This window comes from Paenibacillus shenyangensis (genome assembly GCF_000346635.1).
Classification (GTDB): Bacteria; Bacillota; Bacilli; order Paenibacillales; family Paenibacillaceae; genus Saccharibacillus; species Saccharibacillus dauci.
In genome coordinates, this window is record NZ_AOIG01000007.1 from 218,746 (window position 1) to 240,612 (window position 21,867).

At 46.4% G+C, this 21,867-nt stretch carries 18 protein-coding genes; 14 read left to right on the top strand and 4 right to left on the bottom strand.

Annotated elements, in window-relative coordinates; genetic code table 11:
- Positions 1-10 precede the first annotated feature (10 nt).
- From xylF to H065_RS25390, 5 genes are all read left to right on the top strand, one after another.
- The gene (gene xylF, locus H065_RS0106425; protein ID WP_152425829.1) at positions 11-1,114 is read left to right on the top strand and encodes a D-xylose ABC transporter substrate-binding protein; all 1,104 of its coding nucleotides are present in this window, start codon (positions 11-13) and stop codon (positions 1,112-1,114) included.
- Positions 1,115-1,348: 234 nt separating this feature from the next.
- Entirely contained in the window at positions 1,349-2,476 is a 1,128-nt protein-coding gene (locus H065_RS0106430) for a sugar ABC transporter substrate-binding protein (protein ID WP_017812207.1), read from the top strand.
- A 116-nt stretch (positions 2,477-2,592) separates the two neighbouring features.
- Entirely contained in the window at positions 2,593-4,113 is a 1,521-nt protein-coding gene (locus tag H065_RS0106435) for an ATP-binding cassette domain-containing protein (RefSeq protein WP_017812208.1), read from the top strand.
- 11 nt (positions 4,114-4,124) lie between these two features.
- Positions 4,125-5,300 (top strand): sugar ABC transporter permease, encoded by a 1,176-nt coding sequence (locus H065_RS0106440; protein WP_017812209.1) that lies wholly within the window; start codon positions 4,125-4,127, stop codon positions 5,298-5,300.
- A 260-nt stretch (positions 5,301-5,560) separates the two neighbouring features.
- Positions 5,561-6,454 carry an aminoglycoside phosphotransferase family protein gene (locus tag H065_RS25390; RefSeq protein ID WP_017812210.1) on the top strand — a complete coding sequence of 298 codons (894 nt, stop codon included), beginning with the start codon at positions 5,561-5,563 and terminating at the stop codon, positions 6,452-6,454.
- A gap of 64 nt (positions 6,455-6,518) precedes the next feature.
- Here the strand turns inward: H065_RS25390 and H065_RS0106450 are convergent, their stop codons facing one another.
- The 4 genes from H065_RS0106450 to H065_RS0106465 are packed head-to-tail and all read right to left on the bottom strand — an operon-like array spanning position 6,519 to position 10,581.
- Complete coding sequence (locus H065_RS0106450; protein WP_017812211.1) at positions 6,519-8,801, bottom strand: carboxypeptidase-like regulatory domain-containing protein; 2,283 nt, start codon at positions 8,799-8,801, stop codon at positions 6,519-6,521.
- Positions 8,791-9,159, bottom strand: coding sequence for a hypothetical protein (locus tag H065_RS0106455; protein WP_017812212.1), 369 nt, complete (start codon positions 9,157-9,159; stop codon positions 8,791-8,793). Before H065_RS0106455 ends, H065_RS0106450 begins: the two co-directional genes overlap by 11 nt.
- Positions 9,156-9,716 carry a sigma-70 family RNA polymerase sigma factor gene (locus H065_RS0106460; protein ID WP_338010869.1) on the bottom strand — a complete coding sequence of 187 codons (561 nt, stop codon included), beginning with the start codon at positions 9,714-9,716 and terminating at the stop codon, positions 9,156-9,158. Before H065_RS0106460 ends, H065_RS0106455 begins: the two co-directional genes overlap by 4 nt.
- 46 nt (positions 9,717-9,762) lie before the next feature.
- Entirely contained in the window at positions 9,763-10,581 is an 819-nt protein-coding gene (locus H065_RS0106465; RefSeq protein ID WP_152425822.1) for a hypothetical protein, read from the bottom strand.
- Positions 10,582-10,859: 278 nt separating this feature from the next.
- Here H065_RS0106465 and H065_RS0106470 point away from each other — a divergent pair, with 278 nt between their 5' ends.
- The 9 genes from H065_RS0106470 to H065_RS0106510 all read left to right on the top strand — a co-directional run bounded on the left by H065_RS0106470 (position 10,860) and on the right by H065_RS0106510 (position 21,519).
- Positions 10,860-12,416: an ABC-F family ATP-binding cassette domain-containing protein gene (locus tag H065_RS0106470; RefSeq protein WP_017812215.1), complete on the top strand. Its 1,557-nt coding sequence runs from the start codon at positions 10,860-10,862 to the stop codon at positions 12,414-12,416.
- 161 nt (positions 12,417-12,577) lie between these two features.
- A complete protein-coding gene (locus H065_RS0106475; protein WP_017812216.1) occupies positions 12,578-12,982 on the top strand; it encodes an NUDIX domain-containing protein in 405 nt (134 codons plus the stop codon).
- A 379-nt stretch (positions 12,983-13,361) separates the two neighbouring features.
- Positions 13,362-14,090, top strand: a complete 729-nt coding sequence (locus H065_RS0106480) for a YebC/PmpR family DNA-binding transcriptional regulator (protein ID WP_017812217.1) — start codon at positions 13,362-13,364, stop codon at positions 14,088-14,090.
- A gap of 182 nt (positions 14,091-14,272) precedes the next feature.
- The gene (locus H065_RS25395) at positions 14,273-14,929 is read left to right on the top strand and encodes an S-layer homology domain-containing protein (RefSeq protein WP_017812218.1); all 657 of its coding nucleotides are present in this window, start codon (positions 14,273-14,275) and stop codon (positions 14,927-14,929) included.
- A 213-nt stretch (positions 14,930-15,142) separates the two neighbouring features.
- Positions 15,143-16,186 carry a threonine aldolase family protein gene (locus H065_RS0106490; RefSeq protein ID WP_017812219.1) on the top strand — a complete coding sequence of 348 codons (1,044 nt, stop codon included), beginning with the start codon at positions 15,143-15,145 and terminating at the stop codon, positions 16,184-16,186.
- A 112-nt stretch (positions 16,187-16,298) separates the two neighbouring features.
- Positions 16,299-17,252 carry an MBL fold metallo-hydrolase gene (locus H065_RS0106495; RefSeq protein WP_017812220.1) on the top strand — a complete coding sequence of 318 codons (954 nt, stop codon included), beginning with the start codon at positions 16,299-16,301 and terminating at the stop codon, positions 17,250-17,252.
- A gap of 117 nt (positions 17,253-17,369) precedes the next feature.
- Positions 17,370-17,837 (top strand): DinB family protein, encoded by a 468-nt coding sequence (locus tag H065_RS0106500; RefSeq protein ID WP_017812221.1) that lies wholly within the window; start codon positions 17,370-17,372, stop codon positions 17,835-17,837.
- A gap of 293 nt (positions 17,838-18,130) precedes the next feature.
- Complete coding sequence (locus H065_RS25400; RefSeq protein ID WP_238557903.1) at positions 18,131-19,588, top strand: serine hydrolase domain-containing protein; 1,458 nt, start codon at positions 18,131-18,133, stop codon at positions 19,586-19,588.
- A 95-nt stretch (positions 19,589-19,683) separates the two neighbouring features.
- Entirely contained in the window at positions 19,684-21,519 is a 1,836-nt protein-coding gene (locus H065_RS0106510) for a UbiD family decarboxylase (protein WP_017812223.1), read from the top strand.
- Positions 21,520-21,867 lie beyond the last annotated feature (348 nt).

A 21,867-nucleotide genomic window follows, 5' to 3' on the forward strand; every position in this document is an offset into this window, starting at 1 on the left:
TATCTTACTGATGTTAATACTATGTCTGCTATTGTCCGCTTGTAGTCATTCTGCTTCTACCGATTCATCAGCGCCGATCAGACCGGATTCGCAATCTGTTCAGCTAAAAGATACGAATACCCCATCCATAAAGCAGAACATGCCTTCTTCATCAACCGGTTTTGAAGACAAGGACCATCGGATTCGAATCGGCTTCTCTATGGATACTCTAGTCGAAGAGCGCTGGAAAAAGGATCGTGAGCTGTTTCGCCAAGCTGCCGAGCAGAGAGGGGCAGAAGTAATTATCCAATCCGCCAACGGAGATGATGCTCGTCAGATTGTGCAGGCAGAGACGATGATCCGGCAGGGAATCGATGTGCTGGTCATCGTACCTCATAATGCGGAAGCTGCAGCTGCGATTATACAGAAGGCACATCAAGCAGGTATCAAAGTGCTATCCTATGATCGGCTGGTAAAAAATGCAGAGGTGGATCTGTATGTCTCTTTTGATAATGAAGAAGTGGGACGCCTGCAGGCTCGCGCAATTATCAAGCAGGTTCCCAAAGGGAAATATGTATACATTGGCGGAGCCAACACCGATAATAACGCCCATCTGTTCAAAAAAGGAGTATTCGATATTCTCCAGCCCCTGATTGAACGTGGCGATATTCAGGTGGTGTATGATCAATGGTCCAAAGACTGGCAACCTGCCTATGCCAAAGTCAATATGCAACAGGCACTTCAGGCCAACCGCAATAAGGTGGATGCAGTTATTGTAGCTAATGATGCTACTGCTGGCGGAGCGATCGAAGCCCTTGCGGAAAAAGGAATGGCCGGACAGATTCCGGTCGCTGGTCAGGACGGCGATCTTGCTGCAGCCCGCCGTATTGTCAAGGGAACCCAGACGATGACTGTCTATAAACCCCTTCAGCAGCTTGCCGGTACAACAGCGGATATGGCTATTCGTCTGGCTCGCGGTGAGAAAATTGATACCCGGCAAAAAGTAAACAATGGCAAAACCGAAGTGCCTGCAGTACTGCTCCAGCCGATTGCAGTAGATGTCACTAATCTGGATCAGACCATGATCCGGGATCATTTCCATTCTCGTGAAGAGATTTACGGACAGGTACAATAACCGTATAATGATGCCGATTTTTTATAACATCGTATAAATTACCCTTACTTCATCCCTGTACTGCGCATACCAGCGTAGTACAGGGATGTTTGTCTATTTTAGTCTGAATAACTCCAGGATAAAAAAGTACAGATGATTGCAAAAGAGTACTATATTTAAGCGCTTACATAACGTAAAACCAGTGATATGATTAGTCCTGTAAGAAGACAGATACGATTGAGAGGGGTTATTCAATTGAGAAAAAACTTCAAAGGCATGGCACTTTTGCTTGTTATTATGATGGTAACTGTTCTGGTCTCTGCATGCAGCGGTGGAGCTAATGGAACCGGCGGCAGTGGAAGCAGCAGCGCAGTCAGCGTTGGTATCGTTCTCCCGACCAAAGATGAACCAAGATGGGTACAGGATGAACAGCGCTTCAAGGATGCACTCTCAGGCACCAACTATTCCACAGAAATCCTGTTCAGTCAGGGTTCATCTGCCAAAGAAAAAGAAAATGTAGAAACATTGATCAGCAAAGGAATTAAAGTGTTGATCATCTGCCCTCAGGATGGTGCAGCTGCTGCAGCCGCTGTAGAATCCGCCAAAAAAGAAGGCATTACCGTTATCTCTTACGATCGTCTGATCACAGATACAGATGCTGTTGACTATTATGTGACTTTCGACAGTCTCGCAGTAGGTGCAGCTCAAGGACAATACCTGGTTGACCATGCCAAAGGATCCGGCGTACCGCTTTACCTGTATGCTGGTGCATCCTCGGATAACAACGCGTTCCTGTTCTTCCAGGGAGCATGGGAAGTACTGCAACCGAAAATTGCTGATGGCACATTCAAAATTGCCAATTCCTCTGAAGCAGTAGCACTGAAAGACACCAAAGAGCTGTCCCGTGACCAGCTGGGTGCAATTATCGGTCAGGTAACGACCAACTGGGATCCAAACGAAGCGAAAAACAAAGCCCAGACTCACCTGACAGCCGTATCAGATGATATGAAAGGCGATATCGCTATCCTGGCACCGAATGATGGTACAGCACGTTCTATCGCTGATGTATTCTCTGCAGACTCTACTGTGAAGAGCTATGTGATCACTGGTCAGGATGCAGAGCAGGCTTCCATCCAGTATATTATCAATAAAAAACAGTCCATGACCGTATTTAAAGATGTTCGTACCCTGGTCAAAGATGCAATGGGTATGGCTGTTGAAGTACTGGAAGGCAAAAAACCGGAAACTACAGGCTCTTACAACAATGGAACTGTAGATGTCAAAGCCAAGCAAACCGACGTTATCGTAGTCGACAAAGATAATGTACAAAAAGAACTGATCGACTCCGGCTACTACAAAGCGGAAGACTTCACAGGTCTGTAAGCTCAAATCCATCCAGGCATCCGGTGGTAAGACAGGGACAGAATCATGTTCCTGTCTTGCCATTCGCGTGCCGGTAAAGATGAATAATCCGCAAGAGCAGGCAAGGAGGAGCAGCAGTGAGTGAGAATATTCTGGAAATGCGCAATATTTCCAAAAGCTTCACAGGAGTCAAAGCCTTATCCGACGTGAACTTTCAGGTTGCCAAAGGCGAAATTCACTGTCTGATCGGCGAGAATGGTGCAGGCAAATCAACGCTGATGAAGGTACTGAGCGGCGTTTATCCATACGGCACGTATGAAGGCGATATCATTTATGAAGGCAATGTGATGAACTTCAGCCGGATCAGTGACAGTGTCAAAACAGGTATTGTCATTATTTATCAGGAGCTGGCTCTTTTCCCGGATCTGAGTGTTTATGAGAATATTTTTGCCGGTAACGAAGTGAAGCGTGGAGGCATTATTGATTGGAATGAGACGATTATCAAATCCAGGGAAATGCTGCAAAAGGTCAAGCTGAATGTAAACCCGGAAACTCCGATTCGCGAGTTGGGCGTCGGTAAGCAGCAGCTGGTTGAGATCGCCAAAGCACTGAGCAAAGATGTGAAGCTGCTCATCCTGGATGAGCCGACAGCGGCGCTGAATGAAAATGACAGCGAGAATCTACTGGAGCTGCTGCGCGATCTGCGGGATCAGGGCATTACCTGTATCATGATTTCCCATAAACTAAAAGAAGTCATCTCGATCGCAGACAAAGCCACTGTACTACGTGATGGTAAAACGATCTGTACACTGGATGGTGCCAAAGGTGAGATCACAGAATCGTCCATTATCAAAAATATGGTTGGACGGGATATCGAGGATATTTATCCAAAACGTCCAGACAAGAAGTTCGGCAGTTCGATTCTCGAAGTGAAAAACTGGAGTGCTTATGATCAGGAACTTGGTCGTCATGTTGTCAAAAATGTAGACATGCATGTTAATAAAGGCGAGATTATCGGTATTGCCGGCTTGATGGGCTCGGGACGTACCGAATTTGCACTCAGCGTGTTTGGTAATCCCAAGAATTACAAGCTCGAGGGCGAACTGCTGGTTGATGGCAAGACAAGATCATTCAAGCATACCAGTGACGCGATTCATGCAGGCATCGCTTATGTAACAGAAGATCGCAAAGGTGATGGACTGTTCCTGATTCAGGATATCAAAAACAATGTAACCGTCGCTAATCTCAAACAGATCTCCCCAGGCGGTGTAGTTAACGAAAATGAAGAAGTTCAGGTAGCCAGCGGCTACAAAAACTCCATGTATATCAAAGCCTCATCGATAGAACAGACCGTAGGCAATCTGAGCGGTGGTAACCAGCAAAAAGTATCGCTTGGTAAATGGCTGTTTGTCGGACCGAAGCTGCTTATTCTCGATGAACCGACGCGCGGTATCGATGTAGGAGCGAAGTTCGAAATCTATACGATTATGAATAAGCTGATCAGCGAAGGCATGAGTATTATTATGATCTCCTCCGAGCTTGGAGAAGTACTGGGCATGAGCGACCGGATCTATATCATGGCTGAAGGCAAGATCAAGGGTGAATTGACGGCTGAAGAAGCCGATCAGGAAAAAATAATGCACTTTGCTACACAATAGGGGGCTAAGCCGTGAATTTCTTTACTGAGGCAAGATCACTGCTCAAAGTAAATATCCGTGATTATGGTATGTACATCGCATTATTCGTTATTATGCTGACTTTCTCGATTATGACGGATGGTCTGTTTATGTCTTCCCGTAATATCAGTAATCTGCTGGATGCTACAGGTTATATTGCCGTACTCGCAGTCGGCATGACGCTGGTTATCGTTATCCGGCATATCGATCTCTCGGTCGGCTTTGCGGCCGGTTTTATGGGAGCGATTGCAGCCATTTTGCTATCGCAGATGGGTGTACCCTTTTATCTGACGATTCCGATTATTCTTGTACTGGGTATCGTTATCGGTATGTTCAATGGTGTATTGGTTGCTTCGATTGGTATCCCATCATTCGTATCCTCCCTGGCAGGAATGCTGATTTTCCGCGGCGCTCTGCTGCAGGTAACGGAGAAGACAGGTACAATCATTGTTAAAGACGATAACTTCAATGCGATCGGTAATGGTTATTTGCCGGCTATTGCACAAATCGGCGGTCTGAATCTGTTGGCTCTGATTATCGGAGCAATTACTATTCTGTTCTTCATTTATTCAGAAGCAAGCAAGCGCAGACAAAAGATCAAGTACAAGTTCGAAGTTGTATCCAATCAGATCTTTGTTGTCAAAATGTTATTTGTATCCGCTATCATCGCCTATGTGACATGGATTCTGGCAGGATATAACGGTTTCTCCTGGACTGTTGTTATTACACTGGCCGTTGTTATCATCTATCACTTCCTGACTACCCGAACTGTGCTGGGTCGTCATATCTATGCAGTAGGTAGTAATCCGGAAGCGGCACACTTAAGCGGAATTAACGTGAAGAAGATTACGTATATCGTATTTGGTTCCATGGGTATGCTGTCTGCATTATCCGGTATTCTATATACTTCCCGTCTACAGTCTGCAACTACAACAGCAGGTACGCTGTTCGAGCTTGATGCGATTGCTGCTGCTTATGTTGGCGGTGTATCCGCAGCAGGCGGCGTGGGTAAAGTAACCGGCTCCATCATCGGTGCACTGGTTATGGCTTCACTCTCCAGCGGGATGAATCTGCTTGGTGTAGGAATCTCGTATCAGTATATGATCCGTGGTGCTGTACTGGCACTGGCTGTTATCTTCGACGTTATGACCCGTAAGAAGAGAGGTTAATCATTCGCAGCATCGCTGGTAGATCTGATTGTTTCTCTATTCTATGTAGGGTTAATAGGTGCAATGCTCATTTAATCTGTAATACATGCTGAAAAAGCTGGTTTGGCCGTATGCCAATACCAGCTTTTTTGCATGCTAATCAGGACAGACATCGGCTATTTGGTTTATGATAAAGGATGTAATATATAGATCTGAATAATGGGGTGAATACGGTGGTTGTTCCAATCCTATCCAAACATACCGTTCGGAAATTACTGAATATGCTTGAGGAAAACTATACGTTTGATCATGCGCGGGTGCTAGATAAGGGATACTCGGATACCATGAAATATACACTTTACCATAACAATCGTCCTGTATACTTGCTGCGAATATACCCACTGAACGAGTCTATTCGCTGTACACTGGAACATCGCTATTTGCATGAGCATTATCGAAATGGAGTACAATGCCAGCAGCCGCTGACTATGCAGATACTGCCCGAGCTGAATTGCTGCTACCTGTTACTGGACTATCTCAGTGGAGAAGATGGAGAGAACGTGTTGCCACACCTACCAGTAGATGAGCAATATCAGCAGGGAAGAGCTGCTGGTCAACAGCTGCATATCATACATCAAGTGATACCTGACGAGCCGATTGATTGGGCGAAGCGACGCTACAACAAATACATACAGAAAAAGCAGCAGGCGAGACAGCTTGATCTTCCCTTTTATCGTCAAACCGAGCTGGAGCAGTATATTGAGCAAAATGTAGATCTACTGTGCAATGACCGTGTTGTATTTCAACATGATGATTTTCATCCGGCCAATTTGATTTTTGAGAATGGGCAGCTATCCGGTATTATCGATTTCAGCCGGTTCGACTGGGGAGATGCGTGGGAGGAATTTTTCAAGCTTCCCAAGTATACCTGTGAAGTCAGTACAACTTTTGCCTGCGGACAGGTAGATGGCTATTTTCAAGATACAATTCCCGATGCTTTTTGGCCGCATTATAATCTGTATGTCGCATTGAATCAACATGCGACATTGATTGGTGGTCTTCAGCATCATGCGCCATCCTATGTACTGGACAAAATCCGGCATACCATAAAGACGCATGATTTTGCAGGTCAGGGACCGCCGGCTTGGTATGCCAAAACAGGAGCACAGCGTTGATGACGCCATGCTCCTGTTTTTTTGATGAATGAATCGTATGCGTTGATCGAGATCAATAGAATGATCATCTTACTTCCAGTAAAGCCTTCATAAACTTTTGCATAATTGGTGTATCCTTCGACGATTGAGAAGCCCATGGCTTTAATCGATCTTCATGTCCCTGTACGTACCATCCCAGCTTCTGCTGAAGTTCCTGATCATATTGTGCTGTATTGGAATACTGCTTGCGTTCTGCCTGCATATCCCGCAGCAGGTTAGTCCAGAAATAGGCAGCTTGTTCGGACTCATGCTGAGGATATTGTTCTGCCAGCGCGAGCGCACTGTCCAGCGTACGATCCATATACAGCCGGTTCGCAATATAACTTCCGACAAACCGGTGGTCAGGGTCCCGCTGCATTGCCAATCTGAACTGTCGATCGGCTTCCTGCAGTTTGTTTTGCCTCATTAGGGCGACCGCATATGTAGATCGGTCATAAGAGCTCAGTGGTATTTCATTCTCACTGGCACTGCCATCATTCAGGGCAAGATATAACGCATGATACTTGTTGTACGCGATCCAATCCTGTTGTCTGTAATAATAATCGGCCAGAGTAGAAGCATCCTGACTGCTCGGAGAGAGGGTTAGTAGACGCTGCATCAGTTTGATGTATTCAGCTTCTCCCTCTGTATTTTCCATAATGGACTGTTTGGTACTTAACAAGCGTGTCAGCATACGCAGTGCATGAGTATCCTGCGGATTGGCCGCCACATCCTGGCGATAAGTAGCTAATGCTTCTTCCGGATTTTTGTCCAGCAATATGCGATCTGCTGGCGTTAAGGTACGATTCTTCAGATAGAAAAAGGGGAGATTTCCCATACTCTCGCGTGTTAATCGGTATCCGCTGCTCTGACTGATCTGCTGACCGTTTGAGTCATAGGCAATTACATTCCATGACAACCGTCCATTGGGATTCATAAATGACAGCATAGACTCCGGCACAACCGAATCAAAATCTCCGGAAGATCCATAAGAGAATCCCATCGACATTCGGTACAGCTCTTCTGCCGTTATCGTTAGAGAAGGAGTACGAATGTTTTCTTTGACTACACTACGCGTACTGCCATTTGGATACTGTATACCACCTTCAAGATTATAATAGGCAGCGCCCTTTACAGGCTGCCAGCTGAAAACAATCTGATTATCTGTAATTATCTGATCATTCACGGGCTGCTTGAGCTGAATCAGCGGCTGAAGTACGGTATTCTGCTGCAGCTGTTTCCCTTTTGTCACATGAATCCAAGGGTCAGCGGGAACCTGCCAGGTCCAGCCATCTACCTGTTGAAAGGAAAGACCTAACCGCAGCTGATAGAATCCGGGCATTACCGCATGGAAAGCATAACGACCCTTAGCATCTGTCATTGTATGATAAGGACCCGAATCGAATACATTGGAAGAATAGGAGTTCAGATCGCCCTCGGCAATCAGGAATACACCTGCACCAGCCACAGGAGTGCCATCGCTTCGTTTCAGAGTTCCCTGTATAGTACCTGCCGTGTATTCATCCATCCGGATGGCTGTCTGGATGGTTTGCTGCATTCGAGTTAAGGGCGTGTAGCCCATGCTGCTCGCCGGATCACTTCCGGAAGAATAGCTGTTTTCTTTTAGTTCCTTAATGGCATCGGTGAGGACAGCCAGTGCCTGGTCTGCTTGGTGATCCGTATACAATAGACGGGCATGAAGCAATGCATATGCAGCGTTCAGATCCGTATTTTGGGAAAGGGTCTCTGGATGAATCTTCTGATAAACTTCTTTGGCTTCATCTGCATCACCTTTATTAAGCAGACGACTGGCCTGCAGAATAGCAAGCTGACTGCGCTGCTCGGATGGTGTAGGGAACTTGGCCATTGCCTGTTGAAGTGCCTGATCGGCTTGCTGTTGTTGTCCAAGTGAATCATACAGGAAAACAAGCTGCTGTGACGCGTCTTCCAGCTCATATCCAGGTGTGGATTGAGCAATATATTCATTCAGTAGATCGATTTGTTCTGCTGGTTGCAGAGGAGAAACAGATTCCGAATTGCCTCCTGATTGACTGGAATTGGAACCGATATAGACATCAAAAGAAAACGGAGTGTAACTGCCTCCGCTGCCTATAACCTTTTGACGAATTATACTTATTCGTTCCGGAGCTGAGGCTTTGGCGAGGTCTTCCAGTAATTCGGTTCGCTGTTCAGCCAGCGATTGATTGGTTCGACCATGTAACCAGGCGGATACCTGCGGCATCATTAATATATAAACAGTGGACGAGATCAGCAGGAGAGGCAGTAGAGCGTATAGTACGATATGCTTTACTTTGAATTTAACTCTCATCCTGCTTCACCGCCTGTTCATATTGATCCTGCCAGTACGTGTTACCATCTATTTGTATAAGCTGCCGCTGCGAACTTGGTGAAGAAGAACTTGCAGGATCTTGGACAGAAGGAGACGGATCATTGAATAGGATCAGAAAAGCTGCAAAAGTGGCAGCTGTAAGAGCTCCTGCAATACCTGCAGGTCGCAGCGATATATCAAATTCATAATTCCACAGGGCATGTATTCGGGAGCGCAAGCTCTCCGGATGGGTCTGATGAAGGACATGATCATGTCCCTTGAATTGAATCGATTGCAGTTCCTGCTCCAGCTGCTGCCGGATGTGCTGCTGTTCATTCGGTGAGTGATCGGATGTCATTGTTGTTCCTCCTCCCATAGACGACGCAGCTGACTGCGTCCCCGGGCTAGTCTTGATTTGATCGTATTTTCCTTGCTGTCCAGCTGGTCGGCAATCTCCTGTATACTCATTTCTTGAAAATAATAAAGTACGATACATTCACGATACATATAGTCAAGCTGCTGTACAGCCTGAACCAGCTTATGTTGATCTATGTATTTGATAACAAGCTCATCGGCTCCGGCAGCAATCGTCATATCCGTATCCGGCAGTTCTTCGGCTCCGCCGCCGGGAAAAATGTTGCGCCAGCTCCAGGTACGCTGCTTCATTCGGCAGCGATTAATTACGATACGAACGAGCCAGCTTTTCAGTTTATGGTGGTCGTTCAGCTGACCGATACTACGGTAAGCCTGAATAAATGTATCTTGTACGGCTTCTTCAGCAGCCTGCCGATCCTTCACCAGCAGAAATGCTGTCCGCATCAATATATCTCCATAATCATTCATTAACAGACGAAGAGCGGCCTCATCCCGGTTCTTCAGTCTATCGACAATATCCAGATGAAACTCCCCCTTTATAGATTAGGATGCGTGCTGGAGCATCATGGTTGCATGAAATGTACAATTAATTATAATTTTTTTCCAAAACCAGTGTTCCCTGCTGCAGATTGAGTCGATAGGTGAAAATGTCATACAGTTGATCATTATGCTCACCACCGGGTCCCTGCGCAAGACGCATCACCAGCCGATTATGCTCATTGCCAGGTTGGATAAGGGGAGTATTTCCCGCACTATAATGGCTGCCTTGCGGAGTGACGAATCGAAGAGCCACAGCCGCACCGTCCGACTTCCGTATTGCAAATGCAGTATACTCCAGAGCATGCCCATCCCGGTACTGGGGAGCAAGCAAATACAGGTCGGCTTCATCCAGGGTGACTTTCGTAAAAGCAGCTGGTTTGAAGCTTGGTTGTATAAACATCATATCCTGATAGCTCGTCAATACCTGTTGTACGCCATGATGAGTATAAATGACCATATAATTACCATGAAAAGTCCGATCAGCCGCTTCACCGTAGTTACTGGGAGCTCCCAAACGTCCTACCCATTCAGGACCGGCAGAGATGACTTGCAGCGATCCATCCGTAGTCTGTACAAATGCCCGAACAGATCGTAATGGATTCAAATATTCGATTTCATCCAGAATCTTGGTCTGATTAAGGACCTGTGATGAGAGTGGTGCAGTGTACCTGTCATTTTTTGAATTGTTATCCGCTGTGAGGGTAGAGTCTTCATTATGAACCAGAACCGTACTTTGCCCGCTGGAATTGTTGGAGGAGGAAGCAACAGTAGAGGTGGCATCTGATACGGATTGTGAAGCGCAGCCAGTGGCTAGCATACTGAATACACCTAACCCGAGTAGCAATGATCGTGGAATGTTATACATCAAGTCGCCTGCTTTCCATTTTATTTCCAAACCAGCATAACGCATTTGATATTCAAAGGAATGACAGAATTGTATTCGGCATTTTATTCATCTGTTTGCTGGCCTGTTATTCAATCCCTGTATATGACTGCCGATATTTCCTGTAAAATAAGCTTTTCATTTTTGAATAATTCCGTTGAGTTGTCCGTCAATAATCTCTATAATAAGACAGGATGAGCTTACTGCCCCAATGGGGGTGTAAGTACGAAGGAAAAAGTCTAACAGAAAAGGTGTAATGAATGAGCATATTAAATGTAGAAAAACTCAGCCACGGCTTTGGTGACCGGGCTATTTTTAAAGATGTATCTTTCCGCCTGCTTAAAGGCGAACATATTGGATTGATCGGCGCCAACGGTGAAGGTAAATCCACGTTCATGAATATTATTACCGGCAAATTACAGCCGGATGAAGGTAAAGTAGAATGGTCCAAACGTATGCGTGTCGGTTATCTGGATCAGCATGCTGTACTGGAAAAAGGCATGACAATTCGTGATGTACTGAAAAGTGCATTCCAATACCTGCTGGATATGGAGCAGGAAATGAATGAAATGTACGGCAAAATGGGTGATGTGACTCCCGAGGAGCTGGAAGACTTGCTGGAGCAGGTCGGTACGATCCAAGACACACTCACAGCCCAGGACTTTTACCTGATCGATGCCAAGATTGATGAGACCGCGCGTGGTCTGGGTCTTACCGATATTGGTCTGGACAAAGATGTGAACGATCTGTCCGGCGGACAGCGTACCAAAGTATTACTGACCAAGCTGCTGCTCGAGAAACCCGATATTTTGCTGCTCGATGAGCCGACCAACTATCTGGATGAAGTGCATATTACTTGGCTGACCCGTTACCTGCAGGAATACGAGAATGCTTTTATTCTGATTTCTCACGATATTCCATTCCTGAACAGCGTTATTAATATCATCTATCATATGGAGAATCAGGAACTGAACCGCTATGTTGGTGACTATGATTACTTCCAGGAAGTCTACGAGATGAAGAAACAACAGCTGGAGTCCGCGTTCAAGCGCCAACAGCAGGAAATTTCCCAGCTCAAGGACTTTGTTGCACGTAACAAAGCGAGTGTCGCTACCCGTAACATGGCGATGTCCCGTCAGAAGAAACTCGACAAAATGGATGTTATCGAACTGGCACAGGAAAGACCGAAGCCACAGTTCAACTTCAAAGTCGGCCGTACAGCCGGCAAGCTGATTTTTGAAACGAAGGATCTGGTTATCGGTTATAACGAGCCGCTGTCCCGTCCACTGGATCTGCGTATGGAGCGCGGTCAGAAGATTGCATTGGTGGGTGCCAACGGTATTGGTAAAACAACACTGCTGCGCAGTATCCTTGGTGAAATCCAGGCGCTCTCCGGTACGGTCGAGCGCGGTGAGCACCAGCAGATCGGTTACTTCGAACAGGAAATGAAGTCGGATAACTACAATTCCTGTATCGAAGAGATCTGGAACGAATTCCCGTCATACTCCCAATTCGAAGTGCGGGCAGCTCTGGCCAAATGCGGCCTGACTACCAAGCACATCGAGAGCAAGATTGCTGTTCTGAGCGGTGGCGAAAAAGCCAAAGTCCGTCTGTGCAAGCTGATTAACCGCGAGACCAATATTCTCGTACTCGATGAGCCGACCAACCACTTGGACGTCGATGCCAAGGATGAACTGAAACGCGCACTGCAAGCTTACAAAGGCAGCATTCTGATGATCTCTCACGAACCGGAATTCTACAAAGACATCGTGACCGAGACATGGAACTGTGAATCCTGGACGACCAAAGTATTCTAATACCAATAAAACACAGTAATGATTACAGATATACGCAGTAGCAATCATTAGCTGTACAATGGCTTTCCTGTTTATCCAATCCTGTCTGATTTCTGCTCAGACAGGATTTTGTTTTATACTCATCTACATATTCCTGATCAACAGAAAAAGGAGATTGATCCATGTCTATCGTCATCGGCGTTGGAGCCGTCATACTGAATGAACAAAACGAAGTTCTGCTGATTCTGCGCGGCAAGGAGCCGGAGGCTGGAAAATGGAGTATCCCTGGAGGCAAAGTAGATCCCTACGAAACCCTCCAGCAGGCTGTAATCCGCGAAGTAGAGGAAGAAGTCAATCTCCGTATCGAACCCGGAGAACTAATATGCACCTCAGAGCTGATCAGCGAATCTAACGAACAGCACATCCTATCCCTCATCTACAGCACCCGGACAAGAACAGGCACCGCCATCAACCGCGAGCCCGATAAACTATTGGATATGAAATGGTTCCCTCTAACCAACCTGCCACCCAATATCGCTGTGTTCTCGACCCAGGCCCTGCTGCTCACCCACCAGCAGCTTCTATAGAAGTATTCGTTTATACGCGTTACCCAGAAACTGCTTAAAAATCGAAAAGAAAAAAGTGGAAGTATAAGGTGAAAGGTAAATAAATAGATACCATACTATCATCTCCCAGCACAGAGTGAAGAAAAGGGAATCCTGCCAGAAACCGACATTTAAGAATGGATATCCACCGCAATCAGTGATCCTTGCAGACATCTATTCTGAACCGGAGGCCACCGGCAGGATCCCTTTTCGCAGCGTAGTTTCTAGATACGCTACCAACTGTTTCTTTCACCCGAGCCACCAACGAATACGCCAAAATGAGCGAAATATTTTCATTAACCTTCAAAACAGGTTATAATAAATAGCGTATAAATTCACAATTAGAAAGAGAGCGAATTATATGGGCCGTAAGTGGAATAATATTAAGGAAAAAAAAGCCAATAAAGACGCCAATACCAGCCGAATCTATGCCAAGTTCGGTGTGGAGATTTATGTAGCAGCGAAAAAGGGTGAACCTGATCCCGTATCGAACAGTGCTCTGAAAGTCGTGCTGGAACGTGCAAAAACATATAATGTACCCAAAGCGATTATTGATCGTGCGCTGGACAAAGCCAAAGGCAGCGGAGAAGAGCAGTATTCCGAACTGCGTTACGAAGGGTTTGGTCCAAACGGAGCAATGATTATCGTCGATGCACTGACGAACAACGTAAACCGTACCGCTCCGGAAGTTCGCTCTGCCTTTAACAAAAACGGCGGCAACATGGGTGTAGCCGGTTCTGTAGCTTACATGTTCGATTCGACAGCCGTTATCGGTGTGTCCGGTAAAAGTGAAGAAGAGGTGCTGGAGATCCTGATGGAAGCGGATGTGGATGCACGCGATATCGTGCAGGAAGACGAGTCTGTTATCGTCTACGCCGAGCCCGATCAATTCCACGCTGTACAGGAAGCATTCAAAGGCGCAGGCATCGAAGACTTTACAGTCGCTGAATTGACCATGCTGCCGCAAACTTTTGTTACTCTGCCAAATGAGGAAGCTGAAGCTCAATTCGACAAGCTGATCGATGCGTTGGAAGATCTGGAAGATGTGCAGCAAGTCTACCACAATGTAGAGTTTGCAGACGAGCAATAAGATATCCCAGCAGGTTGTAATTTGCATCTATCTGGATGCAAGGTCTTGCACTCATTATATTCAAAAAGCAGCATAACCGGAGATGATCTGGATATGCTGCTTTTTGGTATATAGTCGTTTTTTGCTGTCAGCAACATTTGGAAGCGTATTCCCGTCTGGTAGACATACAGGAGGCGATACATGTGAAGAAATTAATCATAACTACATCAATGGCTCTGCTGCTTGGTAGCACGAGTCTGCATAGTGCAATGGCATTTGATGATATCAATAACGCGCAAGGCCAGACGATTCAAGAGTTGCAGCAGCAGGGAGTGTTGAGTGGTATGGACGGCAACCATTTTGCACCGGAAAAAGATCTTAGCTATGCACAGGCAGTGACTATGCTGGTGAACGCATTTGATCTGAATCTGGACGCCATTCGATTTATCAAAATGCCTGTACCGACGGATATGTACACAAATGCAAAAGACAATGCCTGGTACGCGGATGCATTAGTTAATAGTTATTATAATGATGTGAAGTTGCCACAGGACGTACATCCCGGTGCTGCGATTACACGTGAAGAATTTGCTGGCCTGCTCATGAAGACGCTGGAAAGTAAAGGAAACTTCCCGATGATAAAACTCGAACCGGTGACGATTAAAGATACTAACCAGCTGAAGCCGGAACTGCAAGGAGCCGTACAGCGTATGCTGCATTATCAGATCGCTAAGCTGAACGTAGACGGAACCTTTCACCCGCAGTCGGCGATTACTCGCTGGGATGCAGCGCAATGGCTGGCGAACAGTCTGAAGCTAATGGAGCAAAAAGGAACGACCAACACTGATCCGACCTCTTAACAGATAGCTCTGCCTTATTCGCTTTCTTCATTATATGATCAGACCGCTGCACAATGGAGAATCGGTACTCCGCTGTCAGCGGTCTTTCTTTGTCTTCTGTTCAGCGTCCTTATCATCCGCAGTGCATTTCCGGCTGGTTATCCTTCGATTCGTATACTACAATGGAGAAAGCATAACCATTGCATCGACAATATTCTACTGAGGTGACATACGATGATCAGCTTTTTGAATGATTACAGCGAGGGTGCTCATCTCGATATTATGCAGGCACTGCAGGATACCAATCTGTTATCTACTATAGGCTATGGACTGGATGAATATTGTACGCTGGCTGCAGACAGGATTCGTGAAGCTATACAGTCGGAGCAGGCGCAGGTGCATTTTCTGGTCGGCGGGACACAGGCTAATCGTGTGCTGATTTCTTCAGCGCTTCGTCCGCATGAAGCGGTTATTACTGCGCTGACCGGTCATGTCGTAGATCATGAGACCGGAGCGATTGAAGCCTCCGGTCATAAAGTACTTACCATTCCTGCACCGCAGGGTAAGCTAACGCCGGAACTGGCCGAACGACTTCGAGCAGCTCATAATTCCGAGCATATGGTCAAACCGCGGATGGTATACGTATCTAATTCTACCGAGATTGGCACATTCTACAGCCTTCAGGAACTGGAAGATCTGTCTGCTTACTGCCGTACCCATCAATTATATTTCTTCCTTGATGGTGCGCGTCTGGGCTCGGCACTGACTGCGCCGGGGAATGATGTGACACTCTCGGATCTGGCAAGACTAACAGATGCCTTTTATATTGGTGGAACCAAGAATGGCGCATTGTTTGGAGAGGCACTTGTCCTCGTGAACCCGGCATTGCAGCAGGATTTCCGCCATCACATCAAGCAAAACGGAGCTATGCTCGCCAAAGGCAGACTGCTGGGTATCCAATTTGCCGAACTGTTCCGGGATCAGCTGTACTTCCGGATTGCGGCTCATGCCAATGCGATGGCTGCCCTGCTGAAGCAGGCGATCACCCAGGCAGGATATTCGTTTATGATCGATTCGAATACAAATCAGTTGTTCCCGATTCTGCCGAATGAGATACTCGAGAAGCTAAGATCTCGCTATCTGTTCAGTCACTGGGAGAAAGTCAGTGATACACACAGTGTGATCCGCTTGGTTACCTCCTGGGCGACAGCTGAGGAAGATGTACAGGCATTTGCAGAAGAACTGCTGGCAATCAGCGGAGCAGCTGTTAGCAAATAAAACGTTTCTTATCCAAAATCATAGAGTGATTCGTACACTTTACGTTCCATGATACCGCCGTGCAGATGATGCACCGGAGTGTATCCGACTACTTCATCATGAAGGAGAACTTATGGTTAAGCGACTCGTCAGATTGGCAGATCACGTATTTCGTCTTTCCCTGCCTCTGGGAGATGGGAAAGTGAACAGTTATTTATTTGAAGGAACCAAAGGATATACGGTAGTGGATACCGGAGTAAATGATGAGGCGACTCGCCGGGAATGGCAGCAGCTCATCGATAATGGAATGATCATCGAGAAAGTGGTGATTACCCATGGTCATCCGGATCATATCGGTCTGGCCAAATGGTTCCGGCAGGAAGTCGGTGTACCGATCATCTATTCCAAAATTGGCTGTGAGCGGATGAAAAAGTATCATGAGCAGTGGCAGCAATTGTCCGAAGATGATCATACTCCGTACGCATTTAACGTCAAATACGATGGACCAGAAGTATCTGCCAAGCAATTCTATCGCCATATGGGCGGCAGCTTCTTGGAGCCGGATCAGCTGTATGGACATCGTGACAAGATTATGCTTGGAGATCAGGAGTATGAAGTGATCTGGACACCTGGGCATGCTTCGGATCACTTCTGTTTCTGGAATGCGGAGCTGCGTATACTGCTTTCTGCCGATATGGTATTTGCAGATACCGCTCCGATGGTTCCTTGCTGGACGGAAGAGGACAAAAGCCCACTGGAAGAGTATTTCCGCTCTCTGGACCAGATCAGGGACTATCCGGCAGAACTCGTACTGCCGGGACATGAGCATATTATTCATGATCTGGATCAGCGTATCCGGGATGTGCGCAATGCGCATCACTTCCGTATGCAGCAGCTGCTGGGCATGATGGACAAGGAAGGCAAAACAGCAGGCCAGCTCTGCCGGGAACTGTATGGACACCGGCACACGAGCACCCAGGAGCTGCTTGAATTCTATACTGCCTTGTCGCGGCTTATGTACTTGCAGCAGGAGGGATTTGCAGATTCTTATGTGCATAATGACCGGGTATATTTCAGGAAAATCTAGTATGATCAGTCTTCAGTTCTACTGCTCATTCCATGATAAACAGGAGGCTCGTTGGACAATGCTCCTGACCAAGGGGTAAGATAGGAGAGGACGCATACTTATTTACAGGAGGTAATTATGTCAAACTCATTTATTTTTACATGGACAACAAGAAACCGCCAGAATATTCAGAAATATTTTGAGAACCTTCCGGAACAGCATAGAACAACTGTCCCACAGGGATTCAATAACAATCTCCACTGGCAGATCGGCCATATCGTCACTGTAACAGACGGTATTGTATATGGCTTTGCCGGCAAAGAACCAAAACTTCCCAAAGCGTATTCCGAATTTTTCGGACCAGGTACCAAACCCGCAGAATGGAATGGCGAACCACCGGCATGGGATGAAATAATCAAGGTACTCAATGAGCAGCCTGAACAGCTTCGTGAAGTATTCGCAGACCAACTCGATACACCTGTAGGCAAAGCCGATAATTTTGCAGGTGCCAAAGTCATTAATGATCTGCTGGAATTGAACCTGTCCCATGAGTCTTCCCACAGCGGGATGATCAATGCAATGAGCCGCCTGCTGAAGCAGGGTTAATCCAAAAGGTATTACAGTGCTTGGTCTGTATGAACAATATTTCCTTAAATGATCTATTATTCTTACAGTAGAAGGTAACTCGAATAAACAACAAACAGATACAGTAGATATATTACAAAAGGCAAGTGCATATACCGGCTTGCCTTTTTGTATGCTTGTTAAACAAACAACAAATAAACTAATAAGCAAGTACATCAACTTACATAAAAGGAATTGAAAAAATGAATAATTCATATGAGTCAGTAAAGCGTTCTGGAAAGGTATGTATGCTATATGCTGTTATTATATTCAGCTTGATTAGTGGAATTCTCGGTTCCCGTGTCGAGAAGAGTTATGCCGAAGAGCGGCAGCTACCTTCTTTTGCACCTGCAGAGGTCGATCAGTTCATGCAGCAGACGATGAAGAAGCTGCATATCCCGGGAGCATCCATAGCCATTGTTCATGGCAAAGAAATTATATATACCCAAGGATATGGCAAAGCAGATCGTTCAGGACAGCCTGTAACACCGGCAACTCCTTTTGTGATAGGTTCTATGAGCAAGTCAGTTACAGCTGCAGCTATTATGCAGCTGGTCGATGAGAAGAAGATCAAGCTGAGTGATCCGGTACAGCAATATCTGCCGGGATTCCAACTGGCAAATAAACAGGCAGCACAGCAGATAACCATCGCTGATCTGCTGCATCAGACGAGTGGATTGTCACAAGTAGATGGAATCAAGGCAATAACCGAAGGTACCGGCTCGATCCAGCAGCATATTCGAAGTCTGCAAAATGTCCAGACACGGTCCATCCCAGGCCATTCGTTTGAGTATTCCAATCTAAACTATAATATTCTGGGTGGTATTATAGAGACCGTATCGGGCCAGAACTATGCAGACTATATTAGCAGTCATATTTTCCAGCCGCTTGATATGGCACATAGTTATGCATCCCGAAAGCAGGCGCAGCGTGCGGGAGAAGATTATCAGGGATATCAGCCGATACTGGGCTGGATGCTGCCCACTACGCAGCTGGATCACAGCGGCACTGTGCCTTCCGGCTACCTGATGTCCAGTGCCGAAGACATGGCTCATTTTCTGGTTGCCCAGATGAACAAAGGGCAGTTCGGGAGCAGACAGCTGCTGTCTGCAGCAAGCCTAACAGCGATGCATACACCTGCTTCGGATATGGGCGACGGTAGTCATTATGCCATGGGCTGGGTAGTGGAAGGCCGTACACTTGCGCATAATGGTTCGACTGAGAACAGTTACTCCAAAATGATGATCGATGGAGATTATGGAATGGTTGTACTGACCAATTCGCTGGATTACCTTGATTCCGGATCTTACGAAGGCATCCTGACCGGTATTCAGCAGATCATACATCACCAATCTCCCGAACCGGTAGGCAGAAGTACAACTACAAGTGCAATATACATGATGATTAATGTCATAAGCGTATTATTCGTACTGCTGTTGATCTGGAGACTAATCCGCCTTTTCCAAAAAGGGCTACGTCCATCTGTCAGCAAAGCGTATTCAATTCTGCGGGTGATCCTGATTATATTACTCCAGATTGCCCTGCCTGTCTTATTGATCGAGTATGCTGGTATGGCGCTTGTATCATGGCCGGTTATTCTGCTATTTCTGCCCGGTATGGGTCACGCTTTTCTGATAGGTCTGGTTCTCTGGATCTTGCTGGGTCTGTTTAAGCTGATATGGCTGATTCGACATAAAGGCCATTCCAGACGCATGAGGCGTTCCTATCCGTAACGAAACCGCCTTTTGTCTCCATGTGAAAATGCGACTATAATGGTATCATATGCGCATTATCCAAATAACAGCCGATCATGAATGGAGATAAATTTATGTACAGCAACCTGCAAGAGTGCCTAATGGATCTGGAGCGTAATGGTCATCTGATCCGGATTAAGGAAGAAGTGGACCCTCATCTGGAGATGGCTGCGATTCACCTAAAAGTATATGAAGCCGGTGGTCCGGCATTATTATTTGAAAATGTAAAAGGAACACGATTCCGTGCAGCATCCAATATATTCGGTACAATGGATCGAAGCCGGTTTATTTTCCGCAGCACCTGGGCATCCACCGGGAATATTATCGCGCTGCGCAGTGATCCGATGAAGGCGCTCAAGAACCCTTTTGGCAATGTGAAAAATGGACTTGCTGCCTTTAAGGCACTGCCTTCCAAAAAAGCAAACGGGCTGCCTGTCACTGCACAGGAAATTCAGATTAGCGATCTTCCCTTAATCCAGCATTGGCCGATGGATGGCGGCGCTTTTGTAACGCTGCCCCAGGTATACAGTGAAGATCCGGACAAGCCGGGAATCATGAACTCCAATCTGGGTATGTACCGCATCCAGCTAAATGGTAATGATTATGAGCTGAATCAAGAAATCGGCCTGCATTATCAGATTCACCGTGGCATTGGAGTGCATCAGTCAAAAGCCAACAAATTGGGACAACCGCTCAAAGTAAGCATTTTTATCGGCGGCCCCCCGGCTCATACGCTGTCTGCCGTCATGCCGCTACCCGAAGGACTGAGCGAAATGACTTTTGCCGGTCTGCTCGCCGGACGACGATTTAATTACAGCTATATCGACGGATATTGTGTCAGCAACGACGCTGACTTTGTGATTACCGGCGAGATTTACCCGGATGCGACCAAGCCGGAAGGTCCATTTGGTGATCATCTGGGATATTATAGCCTGGCACACCCTTTTCCGGTAATGAAAGTACACAAGGTATTCGCTCGTCATGATGCGATCTGGCCATTTACCGTGGTCGGGCGTCCACCACAGGAAGATACGGTATTTGGTGAACTGATTCACGAATTGACCGGTGATGCCGTCAAACAGGAGATTCCGGGTGTGAAGGAAGTACATGCCGTCGATGCTGCTGGTGTGCATCCATTGCTTTTTGCGATCGGTAGCGAGCGCTATACTCCGTATCAGAAGGTCAAGCAGCCGGCAGAGATTCTGACCATAGCCAACCGGATTCTGGGAACCGGACAAGTGAGTCTGGCCAAGTATCTGTTTATTACAGCAGAAGACCAGATTCCGCTAGATACACACCGGGAAAGCGATTTTATCGGATATATTCTAGAGCGTATGGACCTGCATCGGGATATTCATTTCCAGACCAATACGACGATTGATACACTGGACTATTCGGGTACAGGGCTAAATACAGGCAGTAAAGTAATCTTCGCTGCCTATGGGGACAAACGCCGCGATCTGTGCCGCGAAGTGCCGGAAGAGATGAATCACCTGTGTACGCTGTTCAATCCGCGTCTTGTTATGCCAGGCGTAATCGCTGTGCAAAGTGTACCATTTACCGATTATGCATCTGCACGCCAGGAGCTGGCGGATATTTGTGCCAGTCTGGAAGCGAGAAGTCCACTATCGTCGGTACCGATGATTATCTTGTGTGATGACAGTACGATGGTGAGCGAGACACTTAGTAATTTCCTGTGGGTGACCTTTACCCGCAGCAATCCATCTCATGATATTTATGGAACCAACAGCTTCTACGAGAACAAGCATTGGGGCTGCGATAATATGATTATCGATGCACGGGTCAAGCCGCACCAGGCACCGCCGCTTGTACCGGATCCAGCTGTAGAGCAGAAGATTGAGCGTCTTTTTGCCAGTGGAGGCAGTCTGAGCGGGATCAAGCTGAAATAACCCGTATAGCCTACCAGAAGCATCAACTGTTTGTGAGAGGGCTGTCATGCCAATAGAATACTCAAAGTAAAGCATGTACATCTATATCTGGAATAATGAAAAGAACAGCTGCGATAGTGGGCAGCTGTTCTTTTGTATATTTCTCTGCGAATTGATCTTCTTTTGGCAAAAGATGGAGCCTAACAATACAGGACGAAAGTGACTAATAATACAATTCCGATCTACCGACAAATAAATTATGATCCATACTTGTAACCTTATGTCAGAATAGCAGTATATATAAACAGATATTTAATTGTATACATAAATGCATAACCTATATAGCCTATCCAATACCTGATAAAAGGA

What these genes read in the sequence shown, in the direction of transcription:
- H065_RS0106510 (WP_017812223.1), top strand. Translation starts at nt 19,684, where the DNA reads ATGTACAGCAACCTGCAAGAGTGCCTAATGGATCTGGAGCGTAATGGT.
- H065_RS0106450 (WP_017812211.1), bottom strand. Translation starts at nt 8,801, where the DNA reads ATGAGAGTTAAATTCAAAGTAAAGCATATCGTACTATACGCTCTACTG.
- H065_RS0106500 (WP_017812221.1), top strand. Translation starts at nt 17,370, where the DNA reads ATGTCAAACTCATTTATTTTTACATGGACAACAAGAAACCGCCAGAAT.
- H065_RS0106475 (WP_017812216.1), top strand. Translation starts at nt 12,578, where the DNA reads ATGTCTATCGTCATCGGCGTTGGAGCCGTCATACTGAATGAACAAAAC.
- H065_RS0106480 (WP_017812217.1), top strand. Translation starts at nt 13,362, where the DNA reads ATGGGCCGTAAGTGGAATAATATTAAGGAAAAAAAAGCCAATAAAGAC.
- H065_RS0106455 (WP_017812212.1), bottom strand. Translation starts at nt 9,159, where the DNA reads ATGACATCCGATCACTCACCGAATGAACAGCAGCACATCCGGCAGCAG.
- xylF (WP_152425829.1), top strand. Translation starts at nt 11, where the DNA reads ATGTTAATACTATGTCTGCTATTGTCCGCTTGTAGTCATTCTGCTTCT.
- H065_RS0106490 (WP_017812219.1), top strand. Translation starts at nt 15,143, where the DNA reads ATGATCAGCTTTTTGAATGATTACAGCGAGGGTGCTCATCTCGATATT.
- H065_RS0106465 (WP_152425822.1), bottom strand. Translation starts at nt 10,581, where the DNA reads ATGTATAACATTCCACGATCATTGCTACTCGGGTTAGGTGTATTCAGT.
- H065_RS0106470 (WP_017812215.1), top strand. Translation starts at nt 10,860, where the DNA reads ATGAGCATATTAAATGTAGAAAAACTCAGCCACGGCTTTGGTGACCGG.
- H065_RS25390 (WP_017812210.1), top strand. Translation starts at nt 5,561, where the DNA reads ATGCTTGAGGAAAACTATACGTTTGATCATGCGCGGGTGCTAGATAAG.
- H065_RS0106495 (WP_017812220.1), top strand. Translation starts at nt 16,299, where the DNA reads ATGGTTAAGCGACTCGTCAGATTGGCAGATCACGTATTTCGTCTTTCC.